Genomic DNA, 15,929 nt, shown 5'->3' on the forward strand with positions numbered 1-15,929 from the left:
TCACTCGCCCAGGACGGCGGCGCGGTGCAGCGTGCGGAGCGTGCGGACGTGGCGCACGGCCAGACCACGGTCGACGGCCTGCACGGCCAGGACCGACTGGTACTCGTCGTCGGGCAGCTCCAGGCGGGCCGAGGCGGCGCCGTCGGGGAACGAGACGCCGTGCACGTCGGCCCAGTCGTACCACCGGGCGGTGATGACGTTGCGGACCTCGATGCCGTGGGAGTCGGCGCGCACCCGAGGCCGGGCCATGAGCAGCAGCCCGCCGGCGACGAACGCCCCGATGACCATCATCGCGACCTGGTCGGCCGGCTGGAAGATCACCCCGGTGTCCTCGGCGGGCATGTAGTAGGCCGCGATGAGGAAGAACACCATCACGCCGAGCGCGCTGAGCCAGGCCGTCCAGCGGATGACCCGCGGGCGCAGGGTCACCGCGTCAGGCCCGGGTCCGGTCCGGGGCCGGGTGTCGGGCGCTGCGGTGCCGGCGGTGGTGGCGTCGGGTGTGGTGGAGTCGGTCGGCTGCTCGGTCACTGGGGTCTCCCTGTGCTGACCCGGGTCGGGGTCACGGGCTGGTCGGGGCGCCGGCACGCAGGTCGCGCAGCGCCAGCGCCGATTCGAGTGCGGCGGTGCAGGCCTCGGCGCCCTTGTCCTCGGCCGCGCCCGGCGCGCCGGAGCGGTCGACCGCCTGGTCCACCGTGTCGGTGGTGAGCACGCCGTTGCCGACCGGGGTCGACTCGTCGAGGGCGACGCGGGTGAGGCCCGCGGTGACGGCGTCGCAGACGTACTCGAAGTGCGGGGTGCCGCCGCGGACGACGACACCGAGCGCGACGACGGCGTCGTGGCCGCGGGCGAGCTCCTGGGCGATCACCGGGAGCTCGATGGTGCCGGGCACCCGGACCACGGTCGGTTCGACGCCGGCCTCGCGGGCCGTGGCGACGGCCCGGTCCAGCAGCCGGTCCACGATCTCGGCGTGCCAGCGGGCCGCCACCACCCCGACCCGCAGTCCGCTCGCGTCCAGCTGCGTGGCCCCGGAGGGCCGGCCTTCACCGCTCATGGGCCGATTCTCGCCTCCGGGTCCGTGGGCCGCAGCGGGGGGGTCCGCCGACCGCGCTCGCCCGCGGTGCGCGGCGCCGGTCAGAGCGCCGGGTCGGCGACCTCACCGAGGTCGGGCAGGTCGTGGCCCATCCGGTCCCGCTTGGTCCGCAGGTACCGCAGGTTCTGCGGGGTGGCGCGCACCGGCATCGGCTCGCGGCCGACGACGCGCAGGCCGTAGCCCTCCAGCCCGGCGCGCTTGTCCGGGTTGTTGGTGAGCAGCCGCATCGACTTCACGCCGAGGTCGGCGAGGATCTGGGCGCCGATGCCGTAGTCGCGGGCGTCGGCGGGCAGCCCCATCGCGAGGTTGGCGTCGACGGTGTCGGCGCCGGCCTCCTGGAGCTGGTAGGCCTGCAGCTTGTGCAGCAGGCCGATCCCCCGGCCCTCGTGCCCGCGCATGTAGAGCACGACACCGCGGCCCTCCTTGGCGACGGACTCCAGGGCCGCGTCGAGCTGAGGGCCGCAGTCGCAGCGCAGCGAACCGAGGACGTCACCGGTGAGGCACTCGGAGTGCACCCGGACGAGCACGTCCTCCCCGTCGTCGGCGGGGGTGGCGACGTCGCCCATCACCATGGCGATGTGCTCGGTGCCGTCGAGGGTGCAGTCGTAGCCGTAGGCGAGGAAGTCACCGTGGCCGGTGGGGATCCGCGCGGTCGCGACCCGTTCGACGTGCTTCTCGTAGCGGCGCCGGTAGGCGATGAGGTCGGCGATGGTGATCAGGGTGAGGTCGTGGTCGGCGGCGAAGACGCCGAGCTCCTCGCCACGGGCCATCTCGCCGGTGTTCTTCTCCGAGACGATCTCGCAGAGCGCCCCCGCGGCGGGCAGGCCCGCCATCCGGGCCAGGTCGACCGCGGCCTCGGTGTGCCCGGGGCGGCGCAGCACGCCGCCCTCGCGGGCCTGCAGCGGCACCACGTGCCCGGGCCGGACCAGGTCGTGCCGGTCGGACTCCGGGTCGGCCAGCGTGCGGATCGTGTGCGCGCGGTCCTGGGCGGAGATGCCGGTGGTGATGCCCTCCTTCGCGTCCACGGTGACCGTGTACGCGGTGCGGAAGGAGTCCCGGTTGGTGTGGTGCATCGGCGGCAGGTCCAGCCGGTCGCAGGCCTCACCGGTGATGGCCACGCAGACGTAGCCTGAGGTGTAGCGGACGGTGAACGCCAGCAGCTCCGCGGTCGCCTTCGACGCCGCGAAGATGAGGTCGCCCTCGTTCTCGCGGTCCTCGTCGTCCATCACGACGACCGGCTTGCCCTCGGCGATGTCGGCGATGGCCTTCTCGATCAGGGCGAAGCGCTCGGCCCGTTCCGAGGGCGACATCGCGGTGTGCGGGGCGTCCGGCAGCTTGCCAGCCCCCTGGTCTGCCGGGTTGACCGGCGACTCCGACGGCTCGCTCACCGGGCGGCCCCTTCCTGTCCGGACCCGGGCCCCTGCAGGTACCCCGCGGTCATGCGTTCCACGTACTTGGCGATCACGTCGACCTCCAGGTTGACCGGGTCCCCCGGGGCGCGCGACCCCAGGGTGGTCTCGGCCAGGGTCGTCGGGATCAACGCCACCCCGAACCCGTCCGGGTACACCGAGGCGACGGTCAGCGAGACCCCGTCGACGGCGACGGAGCCCTTCTCGACGACGTAGCGGGCGAGCTCGGCGGGCAGTGAGAAGCGGACCTCGTCGCTGCGCTCGCCGGGGGTGCGGGAGACCACGGTGCCGACGCCGTCGACGTGGCCCTGCACGATGTGGCCGTCGAGCCGGCCGCCGGCGGGCACCGCGCGCTCCAGGTTGACCCCGGAGCCGGGGCCGACGGCGCCGAGCGAGGTGCGCTTGAGCGTCTCGGGCACCAGCTCGAGGGTCAGCGTGGCCGCGCCCGGCCCGGTGACGACGGCGGTGAGGCAACAGCCGTTCACCGCGACCGACTCCCCGTGCCCGACCTCGGCGGCCAGGGCCGCGCGCACGGTCAGCACGACGACGTCGTCGTCGGTGCGGACGTCGACGACCTCGCCGACCTCCTCCACGATCCCGGTGAACATCGCCCGTCCCTCCTACTGCGGCACGTCCGGCCCGGTCGGGCCGGGTACCGGTCGTGCGTCGATGACCACGTCGTCGCCGGCGCGGTGGATCTCGTCCACGTGCAACCGCACGATGTCGGCGATCGTTACCACGCCCGCGTCGCCGAGGGCGTGCGGTCCCGCGCCGAGCAGGGCCGGGGCCAGGTGCACGAGCACCCGGTCGACGAGTCCTGCGGCGACGAAGGCACCGGCGAGGGTCGGTCCGCCCTCGAGGAGCACGTCCACCACGGTCCGGTGGTCGAGCTCGGCGAGCACCTCCCCCGGATCGCGGGTGCGGAGGTGGAGCACGTCGGCGGTGCCGTCCTCGTCGGTCCGGGCCAGCCGGGCGCCGGGCGGGACGTCGCGGTGTCCCACCACCACCCGCAGGGGCTGGTGGTCGAACAGGGTGCCGTCGGGCCGGCGGGCGGTCAGCGCCGGGTCGTCGGTCAGGACGGTACCCGTCCCCGCGACGATCGCGTCCATCCTGCGTCTCAGGTCATGGACCGTGGCCCGGGCGGCCGGCCCGGTGATCCAGCGGCTGGTGCCGTCGGCGGCGGCGACCCGGCCGTCGAGGGTGGTGGCGACCTTCCAGGTCACGTGGGGGCGACCGGTGCGCTGGCGGTGCAGCCAGCCGCGCAGCGGACCCCGGGCCACCTCGTCGGCGAGGGTGCCCAGTGTCACAGCGACTCCGGCGGCGCGGAGCCGGTCGAGGCCGCCCGCGGCGACCGGGTTGGGGTCGGCGACGGCGGCGTGCACCCGGGCGACGCCGGCATCGAGGAGGCCGTCCACGCACGGCGGGGTGCGACCGGTGTGGTTGCACGGCTCCAGGGTCACCACGGCGGTCCCGCCCGCGGCGCGGTCCCCCGCCTCCGCGAGCGCGACCCGTTCGGCGTGCGGTCCGCCGGGCGGTGCGGTGGCGCCGGTGCCGACGACGACGCCGTCGCGGTCGAGGACCACGCAGCCGACCGCCGGGTTGGGGCTGGTGCTGCCGTGGACCTCGACGGACGCGGCGAGGGCGCGGCGCATGGCCGCGGCCGTGCGCTCGTCGGTGCCGGTCGGGCGGTCCACTGCGGTGTGCTCGGTCGCTCGGTCGTCCGCGGCGGGCTCAGTCGGCCCAGCGGTGCGGGGTCGCCCGGCGGACGCTGTCGCGCAGCGCGGCGACGGCGCGGCCCGGGTCCTCGGCGCCGTAGACGGCGGACCCGGCGACGAAGCAGTCGACACCGGCCTCGGCGGCCGCGTCGATGGTGTCGGCGTTGATGCCGCCGTCGATCTCGACGAGCACCGTGAGGTGCCCGGTGTCGACCAGGTTGCGGACGGTGCGGACCTTGTCGAGCACCTCGGGCATGAAGCTCTGTCCGCCGAAGCCGGGCTCGACGCTCATCACGAGCAGCGTGTCGTAGTGGCGGAGCACCTCGACCCACGGGTCGAGCGGGGTGCCGGGCTTGAGCGACAGACCGGCGAGGGACCCGGCGGCACGCAGGTTCTTCGCGAGCATGACCGGGTCGTGGGCGGCCTCGGCGTGCACGGTGACGTTGCGGGCGCCCGCCTCGGCGTAGCCCGGGGCCCAGCGGTCCGGGTCCTCGATCATCAGGTGGCAGTCGAGCGGGATGTCGGTGGCGGCGCGCAGGCTCTGCACGACCGGCAGACCGAGTGTCAGGTTCGGCACGAAGTGCGCGTCCATGACGTCGACGTGCAGCCAGTCCGCGCCGTCGCCGGTCCCGTCGCCGCGCACGGCGGCGGCCTCCTCGCCGAGTCGGGCGAAGTCGGCCGAGAGGATGCTGGGCGCGATCATCGGGTGCACGCGGAGCAGGCTACTGGCCGTGTCCCGGCGGCCTCGCACCCGTGGGCGAGGCCGCCGTCACACCGCGCTCAGTCGGTGAGCGGGCGGCGCAGCAGCGCCAGGAACATCGCGTCGGTGCCGTGCACGTGCGGCCAGAGCTGCACGGTCGGGCCGTCGCCGAGCCCGGGCATCCCACCGGGCAGGCAGGCGCGCGCGTCGAGCTGTTCGACGACACCGGCCGGGCCGGGCCGTCCCTCGCGGCCGACGATCCGGCCGACGACGCCCAGGGTCTCCGACACGTGCGGCGAGCAGGTGACGTAGGCGACGACGCCGCCGGGGCGGACGTGGCGCAACGCGGCGGTGAGCAGCTCGCGCTGCAGCCGGGTCAGCGTCGCGATGTCCTCGGGGCGGCGCCGCCAGCGGGCCTCGGGGCGGCGGCGGAGCGCGCCCAGCCCGGTGCAGGGCGCGTCGACGAGCACCCGGTCGTAGCCGCCGTCGGGCAGCGGGGCCTCCCGGCCGTCGGCGACGTGCACGGTGACCGGCAGCTCCGCCACGGACCGGCGGACGAGGTCGGCGCGGTGCTCGCTGGACTCGACCGCGTCCAGCGTCCCGCCCCGGGCGGCGACGAGCCCGCCCAGCAGCGACGCCTTGCCGCCCGGTCCGGCGCACAGGTCGAGCCAGCGCCCGGTGTCCTCGCCGAGCAGCTCGGCGCGGGCGAGCGCGGCCGCGACGAGCTGGCTGCCCTCGTCCTGGACGATCGCGAGCCCCTCGGCGACGGCGTCGAGCTCGCCGACGTCCCCGCTGCCCGGCTCCAGGTGCACCCCGTAGGGCGAGTACGGCGCCTGCTCACCGCCGGTGGCCAGGGCCAGCTCCTCGGCGGTGATCTCGCCGGGGCGGGCGAGCAGGTGCACCCGGGGCCGGGTGTCGTCGGCGGCGAGGGCGGCGGTCAGCTCCTCGCCGGTGCCGCCGAGCGCGTCGGCGAAGGCCTGTGCGATCCAGCGCGGGTGGGCGTGGCGCAGCGCGGCGTCGCCGACCGGGTCCTCGGCGGGGTCGGGCGCGAGGCGGTCGAGCCACTCGGCCTCGGTGTGCTCGCCGATGCGGCGCAGCACCGCGTTGACGAACCCGGCCGACTGCGACCCGTGGTCGGAGCGCACCAGCTCGACGCAGGTGGTGACGGCCGCGTGGTCGGGCACCCGGGTGCGCAGCAGCTGGTAGGCGCCCAGGCGCAGCGCGTCGAGCAGCGCATGCTCGATCTTGGCCAGCGGACGGTCGGTGCAGGTGTCGATGATCGCGTCGAGCAGGCCCTGGGCGCGCAGGGTGCCGTAGCCGAGCTCGGTGGCGAGCGCGGCGTCGCGGTCGCGCAGCCGGTGGCGACGCAGGATGCCGGGCAGGGCGAGGTTGGCGTAGGCGTCGCGCTCGCGGACGGCGGTCAGCAGCTCGTAGGCCGCCTGCCGGGCCGGGTCGACGGCCGGGGGCCTGGTGGGGCCGCCGCGGCCGCGGGACGGGCCGGAGTTGCGGGGGCCGGAGGTGCGTTCGCGGCGGGGGCCGCGGTCGCCACCCCGGTCGCCGCCCCGGTCGTCGCGGCGCGGGGCGCCCCGGTCGTCCCGGGGGCTGCGGCGGTCGTCGCCGCGGTGCCGGTCGGGCCGGGGGCGGTCGCCCTGCGGCCGGTCGCCGCGCGGCCGGTCGTCACGGTCGTACCGCGGGCGGTCGCCGCCGGGGCGGCCACCCCGGGGGCGGTCGTCACGCGGGCGGTCGTCACGCGGGCGGTCGTCACGGCGGTCGGAACGGTCGCCGCGGGGGCGGTCCGCATCCCGCGGGCGGTCGTCGCGCCCCCGGAACGGCCGGTCGACGCGGGGTCGGTCGTCGCGCTGGCGGTCACCGCGCGGACGGTCACCGCCGTCGCGCGGGCACGCCGCGTCCCGGCCGGACCGGGACCGATCGGGCCGGTCGGAGTCGCGCCCACCACGACGCTCCTCGGATCCACCGGAACCGGGCCCGCCGCGCCGGTCGCCGGACCCCGATCCGGAGCCCGGGCCGCCGCCCCAGCCGGACCCGGCGCGCGGGCCGCGGTCGCCGCGCGACCGGTCACCGCCCGTTCGGTCACCGCCCGTTCGGTCACCGCCCGTTCGGTCACCGCCACGGTGCCGGTCGTCGCCGGAGCGCCGCTCGGGGCGGTCCGGCCGGTCGCGGTCGGGTCGGGGGTCCTGCTCGCTCACGTGGTCTCCTCGGCGGTGGTCCGCCGTGGCCGGGGTCCGGCCGTCGTCCGGGATGTCGGGAAGTCGGTGGGTGTCGGGAGGTCGGTGCGCCGGACCGGGCTGGGCGTCGGCGGTCAGCTGAGGTACTCGACGCCGTCGATCCGGGCGCCGCGGGCCCAGTCCGGCGCGGGCATGGACCGCTTGCCCTTCGGCTTCACCTCGCCCAGCTCGACCGGGACGGTCGCGGTCCCGGCCAGCACCCGGCGGCGTTCGACCCGCAGCTCCCCGGGCGCGAGCTCGACCTCACCGGTGCGCAGCGGGCGGACCGGGCCGAGTCCGAGGCGGTCCCCGCGGAACCCGCACCACGCGCCGGGCTCGGGGGTGACCGAGCGGATCAGCCGGTCCAGCGCCGCGGCCGGGGTGGTGAAGTCGGCGCGGGCGTCGGCGGTCGTGACCTTCGGCGCGAGCGAGACACCCTCGGCGGGCTGCGGGACGGCGGTCAGCGAGCCGTCGGCGATGCCGTCCAGGGTCGCGGCGAGCAGCCGGGCGCCGGACTCGGCGAGCCGGCCCAGCAGGTCCCCCGCGGTGTCGGTGGCACCGACGGTCTCGGTGACCAGGCCGTAGGTGGGCCCGGTGTCCATGCCCTCCTCGAGCCGGAACGTGGTGGCGCCGGTGACGTCGTCGCCGTGCCGGATCGCGGCCTGCACCGGGGCCGCGCCGCGCCAGGCGGGCAGCAGCGAGAAGTGCAGGTTGACCCAGCCGTGGACGGGGATGTCGAGCACCGGGCGGGGCAGCAGCGCGCCGTAGGCGACGACCGGTGCGCAGTCCGGGGCGAGCGCGCGCAGCGTGTCGAGGAACTTCGGGTCCGAGGGCTTCGCGGGCGTCAGCACCGGGATCCCGGCGGCGTCGGCGAGCTCGCCGACCGGGGAGCGGGTGAGCCTGCGGCCGCGCCCGGCGGGGGCGTCGGGGCGGGTCAGCACCGCGACGACCTCGTGGCCGGGGTGCTCCAGCAGCGTCCGCAGCGACGGCACCGCCGGGTCGGGGGTGCCGGCGAACAGCAGCCTCATCGAGCCTTGCCGAACATGGGGTGCGGGCTCGCCTTGACGACCGGCTCGGGCTCGCCGAACCAGGCGGCCTCGCGGATCTCGCGCATCGCCAGCTTGCGGGTGTCGGCGTCGAGCCGGTCGACGAACAGCACGCCGTCGAGGTGGTCGGTCTCGTGCTGGATCGCCCGCGCCAGCAGCTCGGAACCCTCGATCACCTGGGGCTCGCCGTGCATGTCCCAGCCCCGTGCGACGACGTGCAGCTTGCGCCGGCAGTCCCAGCCGAGCCCGGGGATGGACAGGCAGCCCTCCATGCCGAACTGCTCCTCGTCGCCGACGGCCTCCCAGGTCGGGTTGACCAGGTGCCCGGAGAAGCCGTCGCAGTCGTAGACGAACACCCGCTTGCCGACGCCGATCTGCGGCGCGGCCAGACCGGCGCCGCCCTCGTCGTGCATGGTGTCGGTCAGGTCGCTGACGAGCTTGCGCAGCTCCGCGTCGAAGTCGGTGACCTCGGTGGCCCGGGTGCGCAGGACCGGGTCGCCGAACAGCCGGACGGGCTGGATGGGCACGGGTTCTCCCTCGGGCGGACGAGTGCGGTGATCAGCGTTCCATTGTGCCACTGCGGCACCGCCGGTCCCGCCCGGTGTCGCGGCGGCGACCCGGTGCGCGCGGCTCAGTCGATCTCGTCGGGGTCGAGCCGGACCCGCACGGTCTCGGGGGCCTTGCGGGCGGTGCGCAGGGCCTGCGCGTCGTGCAGGGCCCTGGCCAGGTCGCGGCCGGCACGCCGGGGGACCCGCAGCAGCGCGCGTTCCCGGACCTCGTCGGCGGCGCCGTGGCCGGCCCCGGGGCGGTCCGGCGGGTCGATCTCGACCGGTCCGAGCAGCTCCACCCCCTCGGGCGGGGAGGGGTCGACGCGCCCGGTGCCGAGCACCGCGTCGCAGATCTCGGCGACGGCGGCGGGCGGCCCCTCCACCGCGGCCATCCGGACGGCCGGTGGGAACCCCACCTCGGCGCGTTCGGCGAGCTCGGCCTCGGCGTGCCCGGCCGGGTCCCAGCGCACCAGTGCCTGCACGGTCGGCAGGGACGCCTCGGCGACGACCACCACCCGTCCGCCGTCGGTGTGCGGGACGACCCCGGCGGCCGCGGCGAACCAGCGGCGCAGCGTCTCCTCGGCGACGCGCAGATCCGGCCGGGCGAGCATCGCCCAGCCGTCGAGCAGCAACGCTGCGCCGTACCCCGCCCCGCCGCCGCCCTCGACGACGGGCTCCGCACCCGGGGTGGCGACGACCAGTGAGGGCCAGGCCGGGACGGTGTCGAGGACCTCGGCGCCGCCGCCGGAGGTGCGCACGGTGACGCCGGGGAACGCGCGGCCCAGCTCTTCCGCGGTGCGCCCGGCACCGACGACCCCGGCCCGCAGCCGCCGCGACCCGCAGTGCCCGCAGCGGAACGCCGGCTCCGCGCGGCCGCACCAGCGGCAGGCGGGCAGGGCGCCCTCGGAGCCGGCGCCGGAGCGGGGCAGGCCGAGCGGGCCCGCGCAGTGCCGGCAGCGGGCGGCGTCGCGGCAGGTCGCGCACGCCAGGAACGGCAGGTACCCCGACCGCGGCACCTGCACCAGCACCGGGCGGCCGGCGCTCAACGCGGCGCGGGCGGCCTCGAACGCGACGCCGGGGACCCGGGCGGCGCGGGCGGCCGGGTCGCGCACGAGCTGGGTGTCGGTCTCGCCGATCGCGGTGACCCGCGGCATCCGGGCCCGCACGGTGGCGCGGTCGGCCGCGACCGGACTCGCCCAGCGGGTCTCGACGAGCACCTGTGCCTCGGCGGTGCGGGCGAACCCGGCGAGCAGCAGCGCGGCGCCCTCGCGGTGCGCACGCAGCACCAGCACGTCGCGGACCTGCGGGTAGGGGGCGCGGGGCTCGGAGTGGGAGTCGTCGCCGTCGTCCCACACGGCCAGCAGGCCCAGCTCGCCGAGCGGGACGAACGCCGCGGACCGGGTGCCGACGACGACCCGCACGCTCCCCCGCCGCACCGCCAGCCAGCGCCGGTAGCGCTCGGCGGGCCCGAGCTCCGCGGTCAGGGCCACCACCCCGTCCTCGCCGAGCAGCGCGGCGCACGCCGCGTGCAGCCGGGCCACGTCGCGCTGGTCGGGCACGACGAGCAGCGCCGAACGCCCGGCCGACCGGGTGGCGACGGCGGCCTCGGCCAACCGGGCCGCCCACTCCTCCCCCGGCAGTGCCTGCCAGACGGCGTGCGCGGCGCGTCCGCCCGCCAGCGCGTCGAGGAAGGCGCCGCCGCGCGGGTAGGCCTCCCAGCCCGCGCGGTCCACCGGGGCGGGGTCGGTCGTGGCGCGCTCGCGCGGGGTCTCGGCCTCGACGCGGGCGTGCCGGGCGGGCACCGCGAGGCGCAGGACGTCGGCCATCACACCGGCGTAGCGGTCGGCGACGGCGCGGGCCAGGCCCGCCACCTCGGCGGTGAGCACCGGTTCGGGCGAGACGACCTTGTCGACCCAGGCGAGCTTCCCGACGTGGGCCGTGTCGTCGGAGCGTTCCAGCAGGAAGCCGTCGACCATCCGGCCGGCGAACCGCACCCGCACCCGCACGCCGGGGACGGCGGCGTCGTCGAGATGGGTCGGGACGCGGTAGTCGAAGGTCCGGTCCAGGTGCGGGAGCGCGACGTCGACCAGCACCCGCGCGACCGGACGGACCGCGGCGGGCTGCCACTCCCCCCGGTTGCGCCCCGGGCGGCGGGCGCGGGCCGCCGGGGCCGGACGCGGAGAGCTCACGCCGAGGGTCTACCACGAGGCACCGACTCCCCCCGGAGACGCCCGTGGCCGCCGACCGCACGGTGCGGTCGACGGCCACGGGGCACGTGCTCGGCGGTCAGGCGCCGGCGACCGACTTCAGGGCCTCGGCGCGGGAGGTGTCCTCCCACGGCAGCTCGACGTCGGTACGGCCGAAGTGGCCGTAGGCGGCGGTCGGGCCGTAGATCGGGCGCAGCAGCTTCAGGTCGCGGATGATCGCGGCCGGGCGCAGGTCGAAGACCTCCTCGATGGCGGCCTGGATCCGCGCCGGGTCGACGTTCTCCGTGCCGAAGGTCTCCACGAACAGCCCGACCGGGGCGGCCTTGCCGATCGCGTAGGCGACCTGGACCTCGATCCGCCCGGCGAGCCCGGCGGCGACGGCGTTCTTGGCGACCCACCGCATGGCGTACGCCGCGGAGCGGTCGACCTTCGACGGGTCCTTGCCGGAGAAGGCGCCGCCGCCGTGGCGGGCCATGCCGCCGTAGGTGTCGACGATGATCTTGCGGCCGGTGAGGCCGGCGTCACCCATCGGGCCACCGAGCACGAACCGGCCGGTCGGGTTGACCAGCAGCCGCGGCTCCGACGGGTCCCAGCCGAGCGCCTCCACCTCGGGGGTGACGACGTGCTTGAGGATGTCGGGGGCCAGCATGCCGTCGAGGTCGACGTCCGCGGCGTGCTGCGACGACAGGACCACGGTGTCGAGCCGGACCGGCTTGTCGCCGTCGTACTCGATCGTGACCTGGGTCTTCCCGTCCGGGCGCAGGTAGGGCAGCGTCCCGTTCTTGCGGACCTCGGTCAGCCGGCGCGACAGGCGGTGGGCCAGCGCGATCGGCAGCGGCATGAGCTCGGGGGTGTCCTCGCAGGCGTAGCCGAACATCAGGCCCTGGTCGCCGGCGCCCTGCTTGGCGATCTCGTCCTCGGCGGACTCGACGCGCTTCTCGTAGGCGGTGTCGACGCCCTGCGCGATGTCGGGCGACTGCGCGCCGATCGCGACGTTGACGCCGCAGGAGGCACCGTCGAAGCCCTTGGCGGAGGAGTCGTAGCCGATCTCGAGGATCTTGTCCCGGACCAGCTGCGGGATCTCGACGTAGGCGCCCGTGGTGACCTCGCCGGCGACGTGGACCTGGCCGGTGGTCACCAGGGTCTCGACGGCCACCCGGCTGCTCGGGTCCTGCGCGAGCATCGCGTCGAGGATGGTGTCGCTGACCGCGTCACAGATCTTGTCGGGGTGGCCCTCGGTGACCGACTCACTGGTGAACAGGCGACGGCTCGTGGTTGACACGCGCAGTTTCTCCATCCCGTTGGAAATGTTCTCCGCACCGGCGCGACGGCCCCGTCGCGCTCGCTCGGACGCACGCCCATGATCGCGGGCGCCCCTCGCCATGCAGGGTAGTGCAGACCGGCCGCCCGTACGGGACCACCTGCGACGAACTCACACACGGAGCGTGACGCGCCGTGGTAATGACGCTACTCAGTGTCGCCGGATGGGGTGATTGACCCTGCGCGCACGAATCGAACGGGGGTCGGCTCGTTGGGCCGGACAACACCTCGCACGCCCCGCGGGGTCGCCCACGAACGGATCCGCACGGTGGCCTCCCCGGCCCCGGCGGCACGGAGGTTGTTCCACGATGAAGCCGAACTCGCGACGCGTCGCTGCCGTCCTCGGCGCCCTGGCCGTGGCCGGCGTCACCACCATCGGGATCGTTGCCGGCACCGCGTCGGCCGCCGGTACCGGCACGTGCACCCAGAGCGTCAACGTCCGCTCCGAGCCCGAGACCGACGCCCCGATCGTCGGTGTGTGCGAGCGCGGGGAGACCACCTCGACCGGGGACACCCAGGACGGGTTCGTCGAGCTCCCCGAGTACGGCGGCTGGGCGATGTCCCGGTACGTCTCGACCTCCGGCACCGAGCGCTCCGGGTCCTCGGAGGACTCGCTGACCCCGAGCAGCAGCGAGCGGTCGACCCCGTCGACCTCGTCGCCGTCGACCACGAGCCCGCGGTCGACCTCCTCGGCGACGCCGTCCACCTCCACGCCGCGGTCGACCTCGTCGGCCACGCCGTCGTCGGACGAGGGGTCGGGCGAGGGGTCCGACTCGTCCTCCGGCGAGGCGACGCCGACCCGCAGCTCGTTCTTCGACGAGGACTGAGCCGGGGCCGTACGACGACGTGCCCGCACCGGAAGCTCTCCGGTGCGGGCACGTCGTCGTGTGCGGGGCTCAGCGCAGGCGCGGGGTGACCGCGTCCCAGATGCGGGAGGCGAGCAGCGCCTTGGAGCCGAACGGCAGCTCCTCCTCGCCGCCGTCGCGGGCGAGCAGCCAGCCGGCGTTGTCCGCGGTCTCGAAGGCCTTGCCGTCGCCGACCGCGTTCACCACGAGCAGGTCGCAGCCCTTGCGGGCGAGCTTGGCGCGGCCGTGGTGGAGCACGTCGCCGTCGGCGTCGCCGGTCTCGGCGGCGAACCCGACCACCACCTGACCCGGCCGTGGCGGGTCGGCCACGAGCCCGGCGAGGATGTCGGGGTTCTGGGTCAGCCGCAGCGGCGCCGGCTCGGCGTCACCGCGCTTGATCTTGTCGACAGCCGTGTCGACCGGGCGGAAGTCCGCGACGGCGGCGGCCATGACCACCGCGTCGGCGTCGGCGGCGGCGCCGCGGACGGCGGCCTCCATCGCGACGGCGGTCCCCGCCGCGACGACGTCCACCCCGGCCGGGGCGCCGAGGTCCGCGGTGTGTCCGGCGACGAGCGTCACCCGGGCGCCGCGCTGGGCGGCGACCCGGGCCAGGGCCCAGCCCTGCCGGCCGGAGGAGCGGTTGCCGAGGAACCGGACCGGGTCGAGGTTCTCCCGGGTCCCGCCGGCGCTGACCACCACGTGGCGGCCCTCCAGGTCGCGCGGCAGCGCGTCCGGGCGTTCCAGCAGCAGCCGGGCCAGATCGACGATCTCGGCCGGGTCGGGCAGCCGGCCCTTGCCGGTGTCCGCGCCGGTCAGCCGGCCCGCTGCGGGTTCGATCACCACGGTGCCCCGGGCGCGCAGCAGCGCGACGTTGTCGACCGTCGCGGGGTGCTCCCACATCTCGGTGTGCATCGCGGGCGCCAGCACCACCGGGCAGCGGGCGGTCAGCAGCGCGGCGGTGAGCAGGTCGTCGGAGCGGCCGTGTGCCAGGCGGGCCATGAGGTCCGCGGTCGCCGGAGCGACGACGACGAGGTCCGCACCCTTGCCCAGGGCCACGTGCGGCACCTCGTGGACGTCGGAGAACACCCCGGTGGCCACCGGCCGCCCGGACAGAGCCTCGAACGTCGCGGCGCCGACGAACCGCAGCGCGGACTCGGTGGGGATCACCCGCACCGCGTGGCCGGACTCGGTCAGACGGCGCAGCACCTCGGCGCTCTTGTAGGCGGCGATGCCGCCGGAGACGCCGAGGAGCACCTCGGGAGGAGCCATCGAGAGGTCTTACTCGCCCTCGGTGTGCTCGAGCATCCCCGCCTGGATCTCGCGCATCGCGATCGACAGCGGCTTCTCGCGCGGGCCCGGCTCGACGAGCGGCCCGACGTACTCGAGCAGGCCCTCACCGAGCTGGGAGTAGTAGTCGTTGATCTGCCGGGCGCGCTTGGCCGCGTAGATGACCAGCGCGTACTTCGAGCTGACCTGGCCGAGCAGGTCGTCGATCGGCGGGTAGGTGATGCCCTCGGGGGCGGTGGAGGTGCCGGTGGGCGTGCTCACGTGGTGGACTCCTGAAGAACGAGGGGGACCTGGGGCACTCAGACGGCGCCGCGGTCGACCGCCAATGCTACCAACCGGCCGATCACGGCCTGCAGGTCGTCGTTGACGACCACCTCGTCGAACTCCCCCTGGGCGTCCATCTCCTCGATGGCGGTCCGCAGCCGGCGCTCGCGCTGCTCGGGGGTGTCGGTGCCGCGGTCGGTGAGCCGACGGGTCAGCTCCTCCATCGACGGCGGCGCGACGAAGACGGTGACGGCCTCGGGCACGACCCGTTTGACGGACCGGGCGCCCTGCAGGTCGACCTCGACCAGGACCGGACGGCCCTGGTCGAGGGCCTGCTGGACGGGTACCCGTGGCGTGCCGGAGCGCTGCAGACCGCCGTGCACCTCGGCCCACTCGAGGAGTTCGCCGCGCTCGATGAGCGCGTCGAACTCCTCGCGGGACACGAAGTGGTAGTCACGGCCGTCCACCTCACCCGGCCGCGGGGGCCGGGTCGTGGCGGACACGCTGAACAGCAGCTCCGGCAACGCCTCGCGCAGTCCCGCGACCACGCTGCTCTTGCCCACCCCGGACGGCCCGGCCAGCACGAGCAGCCGCCCGCGGTCGGGGCCGGTCCGGCCGGAGGACATGACGGAGGAGGTGTCGGTCACGGGACGCCCGGATCAGCTCGGGTAGCGCTCGAGCAGCGCCTTGCGCTGACGGTCGCCCAGGCCACGCAGGCGGCGGCTGGTCGCGATCTCCAGCTCCTCCATGATCTGCTGGGCACGGACCTTGCCGACGTTCGGCAGCGCCTCGAGCAGCGCCGAGACCTTCATCTTGCCGAGCACCTCGTCGGTCTCGGCCTTCTTCAGCACCTCCTCGAGGGTGGTGCCGCCGCGCTTGAGGCGGTCCTTCAGCTCGGCCCGGGCCCGGCGCGCGGCCGCAGCCTTCTCCAGCGCGGCGGCGCGCTGTTCCTCGGTCAGCTGGGGAAGGGCCACGGTTGGTTCCTCCGTACTTTCCTGTGTCGTTCTCGTCGTTCTCGCCGCCGTGATCCCGGCTCGCGCCGGGGTGTCGCGTCAGCGATCGGGCGGCGGGTCGCACCTACCCGTCCGGGGGACGTCCCGGCTGGTGCGATCGAACGTACCCACGACCTCCACGGAAGCGTCAATGGGGGTCCCACCTCCGGTTTCGGCCGTGCGGAGGTGATCAACGGCACGCCGGCGGTCCCGCCACACCACCGCCACCCGGCTCCGCCGGACGGCGGGTCGGCGCAGTGGGCGTGCCGGAGGTGCACCCC

General features: G+C 75.8%; 15 protein-coding genes and 1 pseudogene. 1 reads left to right on the forward strand and 15 read right to left on the reverse strand.

Annotated elements, in window-relative coordinates:
* The 11 genes and pseudogenes from Ae717Ps2_RS14010 to metK form a co-directional block, all read right to left on the reverse strand.
* Complete coding sequence (locus tag Ae717Ps2_RS14010) at positions 1 to 528, reverse strand: PH domain-containing protein (protein ID WP_233147556.1); 528 nt, start codon at positions 526 to 528, stop codon at positions 1 to 3.
* A 31-nt stretch (positions 529 to 559) separates the two neighbouring features.
* A complete protein-coding gene (gene ribH, locus Ae717Ps2_RS14015; protein WP_020623634.1) occupies positions 560 to 1,051 on the reverse strand; it encodes a 6,7-dimethyl-8-ribityllumazine synthase in 492 nt (163 codons plus the stop codon).
* A gap of 80 nt (positions 1,052 to 1,131) precedes the next feature.
* Entirely contained in the window at positions 1,132 to 2,400 is a 1,269-nt protein-coding gene (locus Ae717Ps2_RS14020) for a bifunctional 3,4-dihydroxy-2-butanone-4-phosphate synthase/GTP cyclohydrolase II (RefSeq protein WP_043277925.1), read from the reverse strand.
* Between the two features lie 74 nt (positions 2,401 to 2,474).
* A complete protein-coding gene (locus tag Ae717Ps2_RS14025; protein WP_020623632.1) occupies positions 2,475 to 3,107 on the reverse strand; it encodes a riboflavin synthase in 633 nt (210 codons plus the stop codon).
* Positions 3,108 to 3,119: 12 nt separating this feature from the next.
* Entirely contained in the window at positions 3,120 to 4,151 is a 1,032-nt protein-coding gene (gene ribD / locus Ae717Ps2_RS14030) for a bifunctional diaminohydroxyphosphoribosylaminopyrimidine deaminase/5-amino-6-(5-phosphoribosylamino)uracil reductase RibD (protein WP_075334268.1), read from the reverse strand.
* 79 nt (positions 4,152 to 4,230) lie between these two features.
* Positions 4,231 to 4,917, reverse strand: a complete 687-nt coding sequence (gene rpe, locus Ae717Ps2_RS14035; protein ID WP_075311721.1) for a ribulose-phosphate 3-epimerase — start codon at positions 4,915 to 4,917, stop codon at positions 4,231 to 4,233.
* 77 nt (positions 4,918 to 4,994) lie between these two features.
* A pseudogene (locus tag Ae717Ps2_RS39060) lies at positions 4,995 to 6,446 on the reverse strand (RsmB/NOP family class I SAM-dependent RNA methyltransferase); the annotation flags it as partial.
* Between the two features lie 788 nt (positions 6,447 to 7,234).
* Positions 7,235 to 8,167 (reverse strand): methionyl-tRNA formyltransferase, encoded by a 933-nt coding sequence (fmt, locus tag Ae717Ps2_RS14045; RefSeq protein ID WP_075306100.1) that lies wholly within the window; start codon positions 8,165 to 8,167, stop codon positions 7,235 to 7,237.
* Positions 8,164 to 8,712, reverse strand: a complete 549-nt coding sequence (def, locus tag Ae717Ps2_RS14050; RefSeq protein ID WP_075306098.1) for a peptide deformylase — start codon at positions 8,710 to 8,712, stop codon at positions 8,164 to 8,166. The genes fmt and def overlap by 4 nt, the downstream gene beginning before the upstream one ends.
* A 104-nt stretch (positions 8,713 to 8,816) precedes the next feature.
* Positions 8,817 to 10,922 (reverse strand): primosomal protein N', encoded by a 2,106-nt coding sequence (locus Ae717Ps2_RS14055; protein WP_075306096.1) that lies wholly within the window; start codon positions 10,920 to 10,922, stop codon positions 8,817 to 8,819.
* Between the two features lie 97 nt (positions 10,923 to 11,019).
* Positions 11,020 to 12,222 carry a methionine adenosyltransferase gene (metK, locus tag Ae717Ps2_RS14060; RefSeq protein WP_233147557.1) on the reverse strand — a complete coding sequence of 401 codons (1,203 nt, stop codon included), beginning with the start codon at positions 12,220 to 12,222 and terminating at the stop codon, positions 11,020 to 11,022.
* A gap of 346 nt (positions 12,223 to 12,568) precedes the next feature.
* On the opposite strand from metK, the gene Ae717Ps2_RS14065 reads away from it, so the two are divergent.
* Entirely contained in the window at positions 12,569 to 13,087 is a 519-nt protein-coding gene (locus tag Ae717Ps2_RS14065; protein ID WP_060711960.1) for an SH3 domain-containing protein, read from the forward strand.
* Positions 13,088 to 13,156: 69 nt separating this feature from the next.
* Here the strand turns inward: Ae717Ps2_RS14065 and coaBC are convergent, their stop codons facing one another.
* The 4 genes from coaBC to mihF are packed head-to-tail and all read right to left on the reverse strand — an operon-like array spanning position 13,157 to position 15,630.
* Positions 13,157 to 14,374, reverse strand: a complete 1,218-nt coding sequence (gene coaBC / locus Ae717Ps2_RS14070; RefSeq protein ID WP_075306094.1) for a bifunctional phosphopantothenoylcysteine decarboxylase/phosphopantothenate--cysteine ligase CoaBC — start codon at positions 14,372 to 14,374, stop codon at positions 13,157 to 13,159.
* Positions 14,375 to 14,383: 9 nt separating this feature from the next.
* Positions 14,384 to 14,653, reverse strand: coding sequence for a DNA-directed RNA polymerase subunit omega (gene rpoZ / locus Ae717Ps2_RS14075; protein ID WP_020627644.1), 270 nt, complete (start codon positions 14,651 to 14,653; stop codon positions 14,384 to 14,386).
* 38 nt (positions 14,654 to 14,691) lie between these two features.
* Positions 14,692 to 15,282 carry a guanylate kinase gene (gmk, locus tag Ae717Ps2_RS14080; protein ID WP_075311717.1) on the reverse strand — a complete coding sequence of 197 codons (591 nt, stop codon included), beginning with the start codon at positions 15,280 to 15,282 and terminating at the stop codon, positions 14,692 to 14,694.
* A 33-nt stretch (positions 15,283 to 15,315) separates the two neighbouring features.
* On the reverse strand, positions 15,316 to 15,630 hold the full coding sequence (gene mihF, locus Ae717Ps2_RS14085; RefSeq protein ID WP_020627642.1) for an integration host factor, actinobacterial type: 315 nt from the start codon (positions 15,628 to 15,630) through the stop codon (positions 15,316 to 15,318).
* Positions 15,631 to 15,929: the final 299 nt, after the last annotated feature.

Origin of the sequence: Pseudonocardia sp. Ae717_Ps2 (genome assembly GCF_001932475.1) — a bacterium.
Classification (GTDB): domain Bacteria; phylum Actinomycetota; class Actinomycetes; order Mycobacteriales; family Pseudonocardiaceae; genus Pseudonocardia.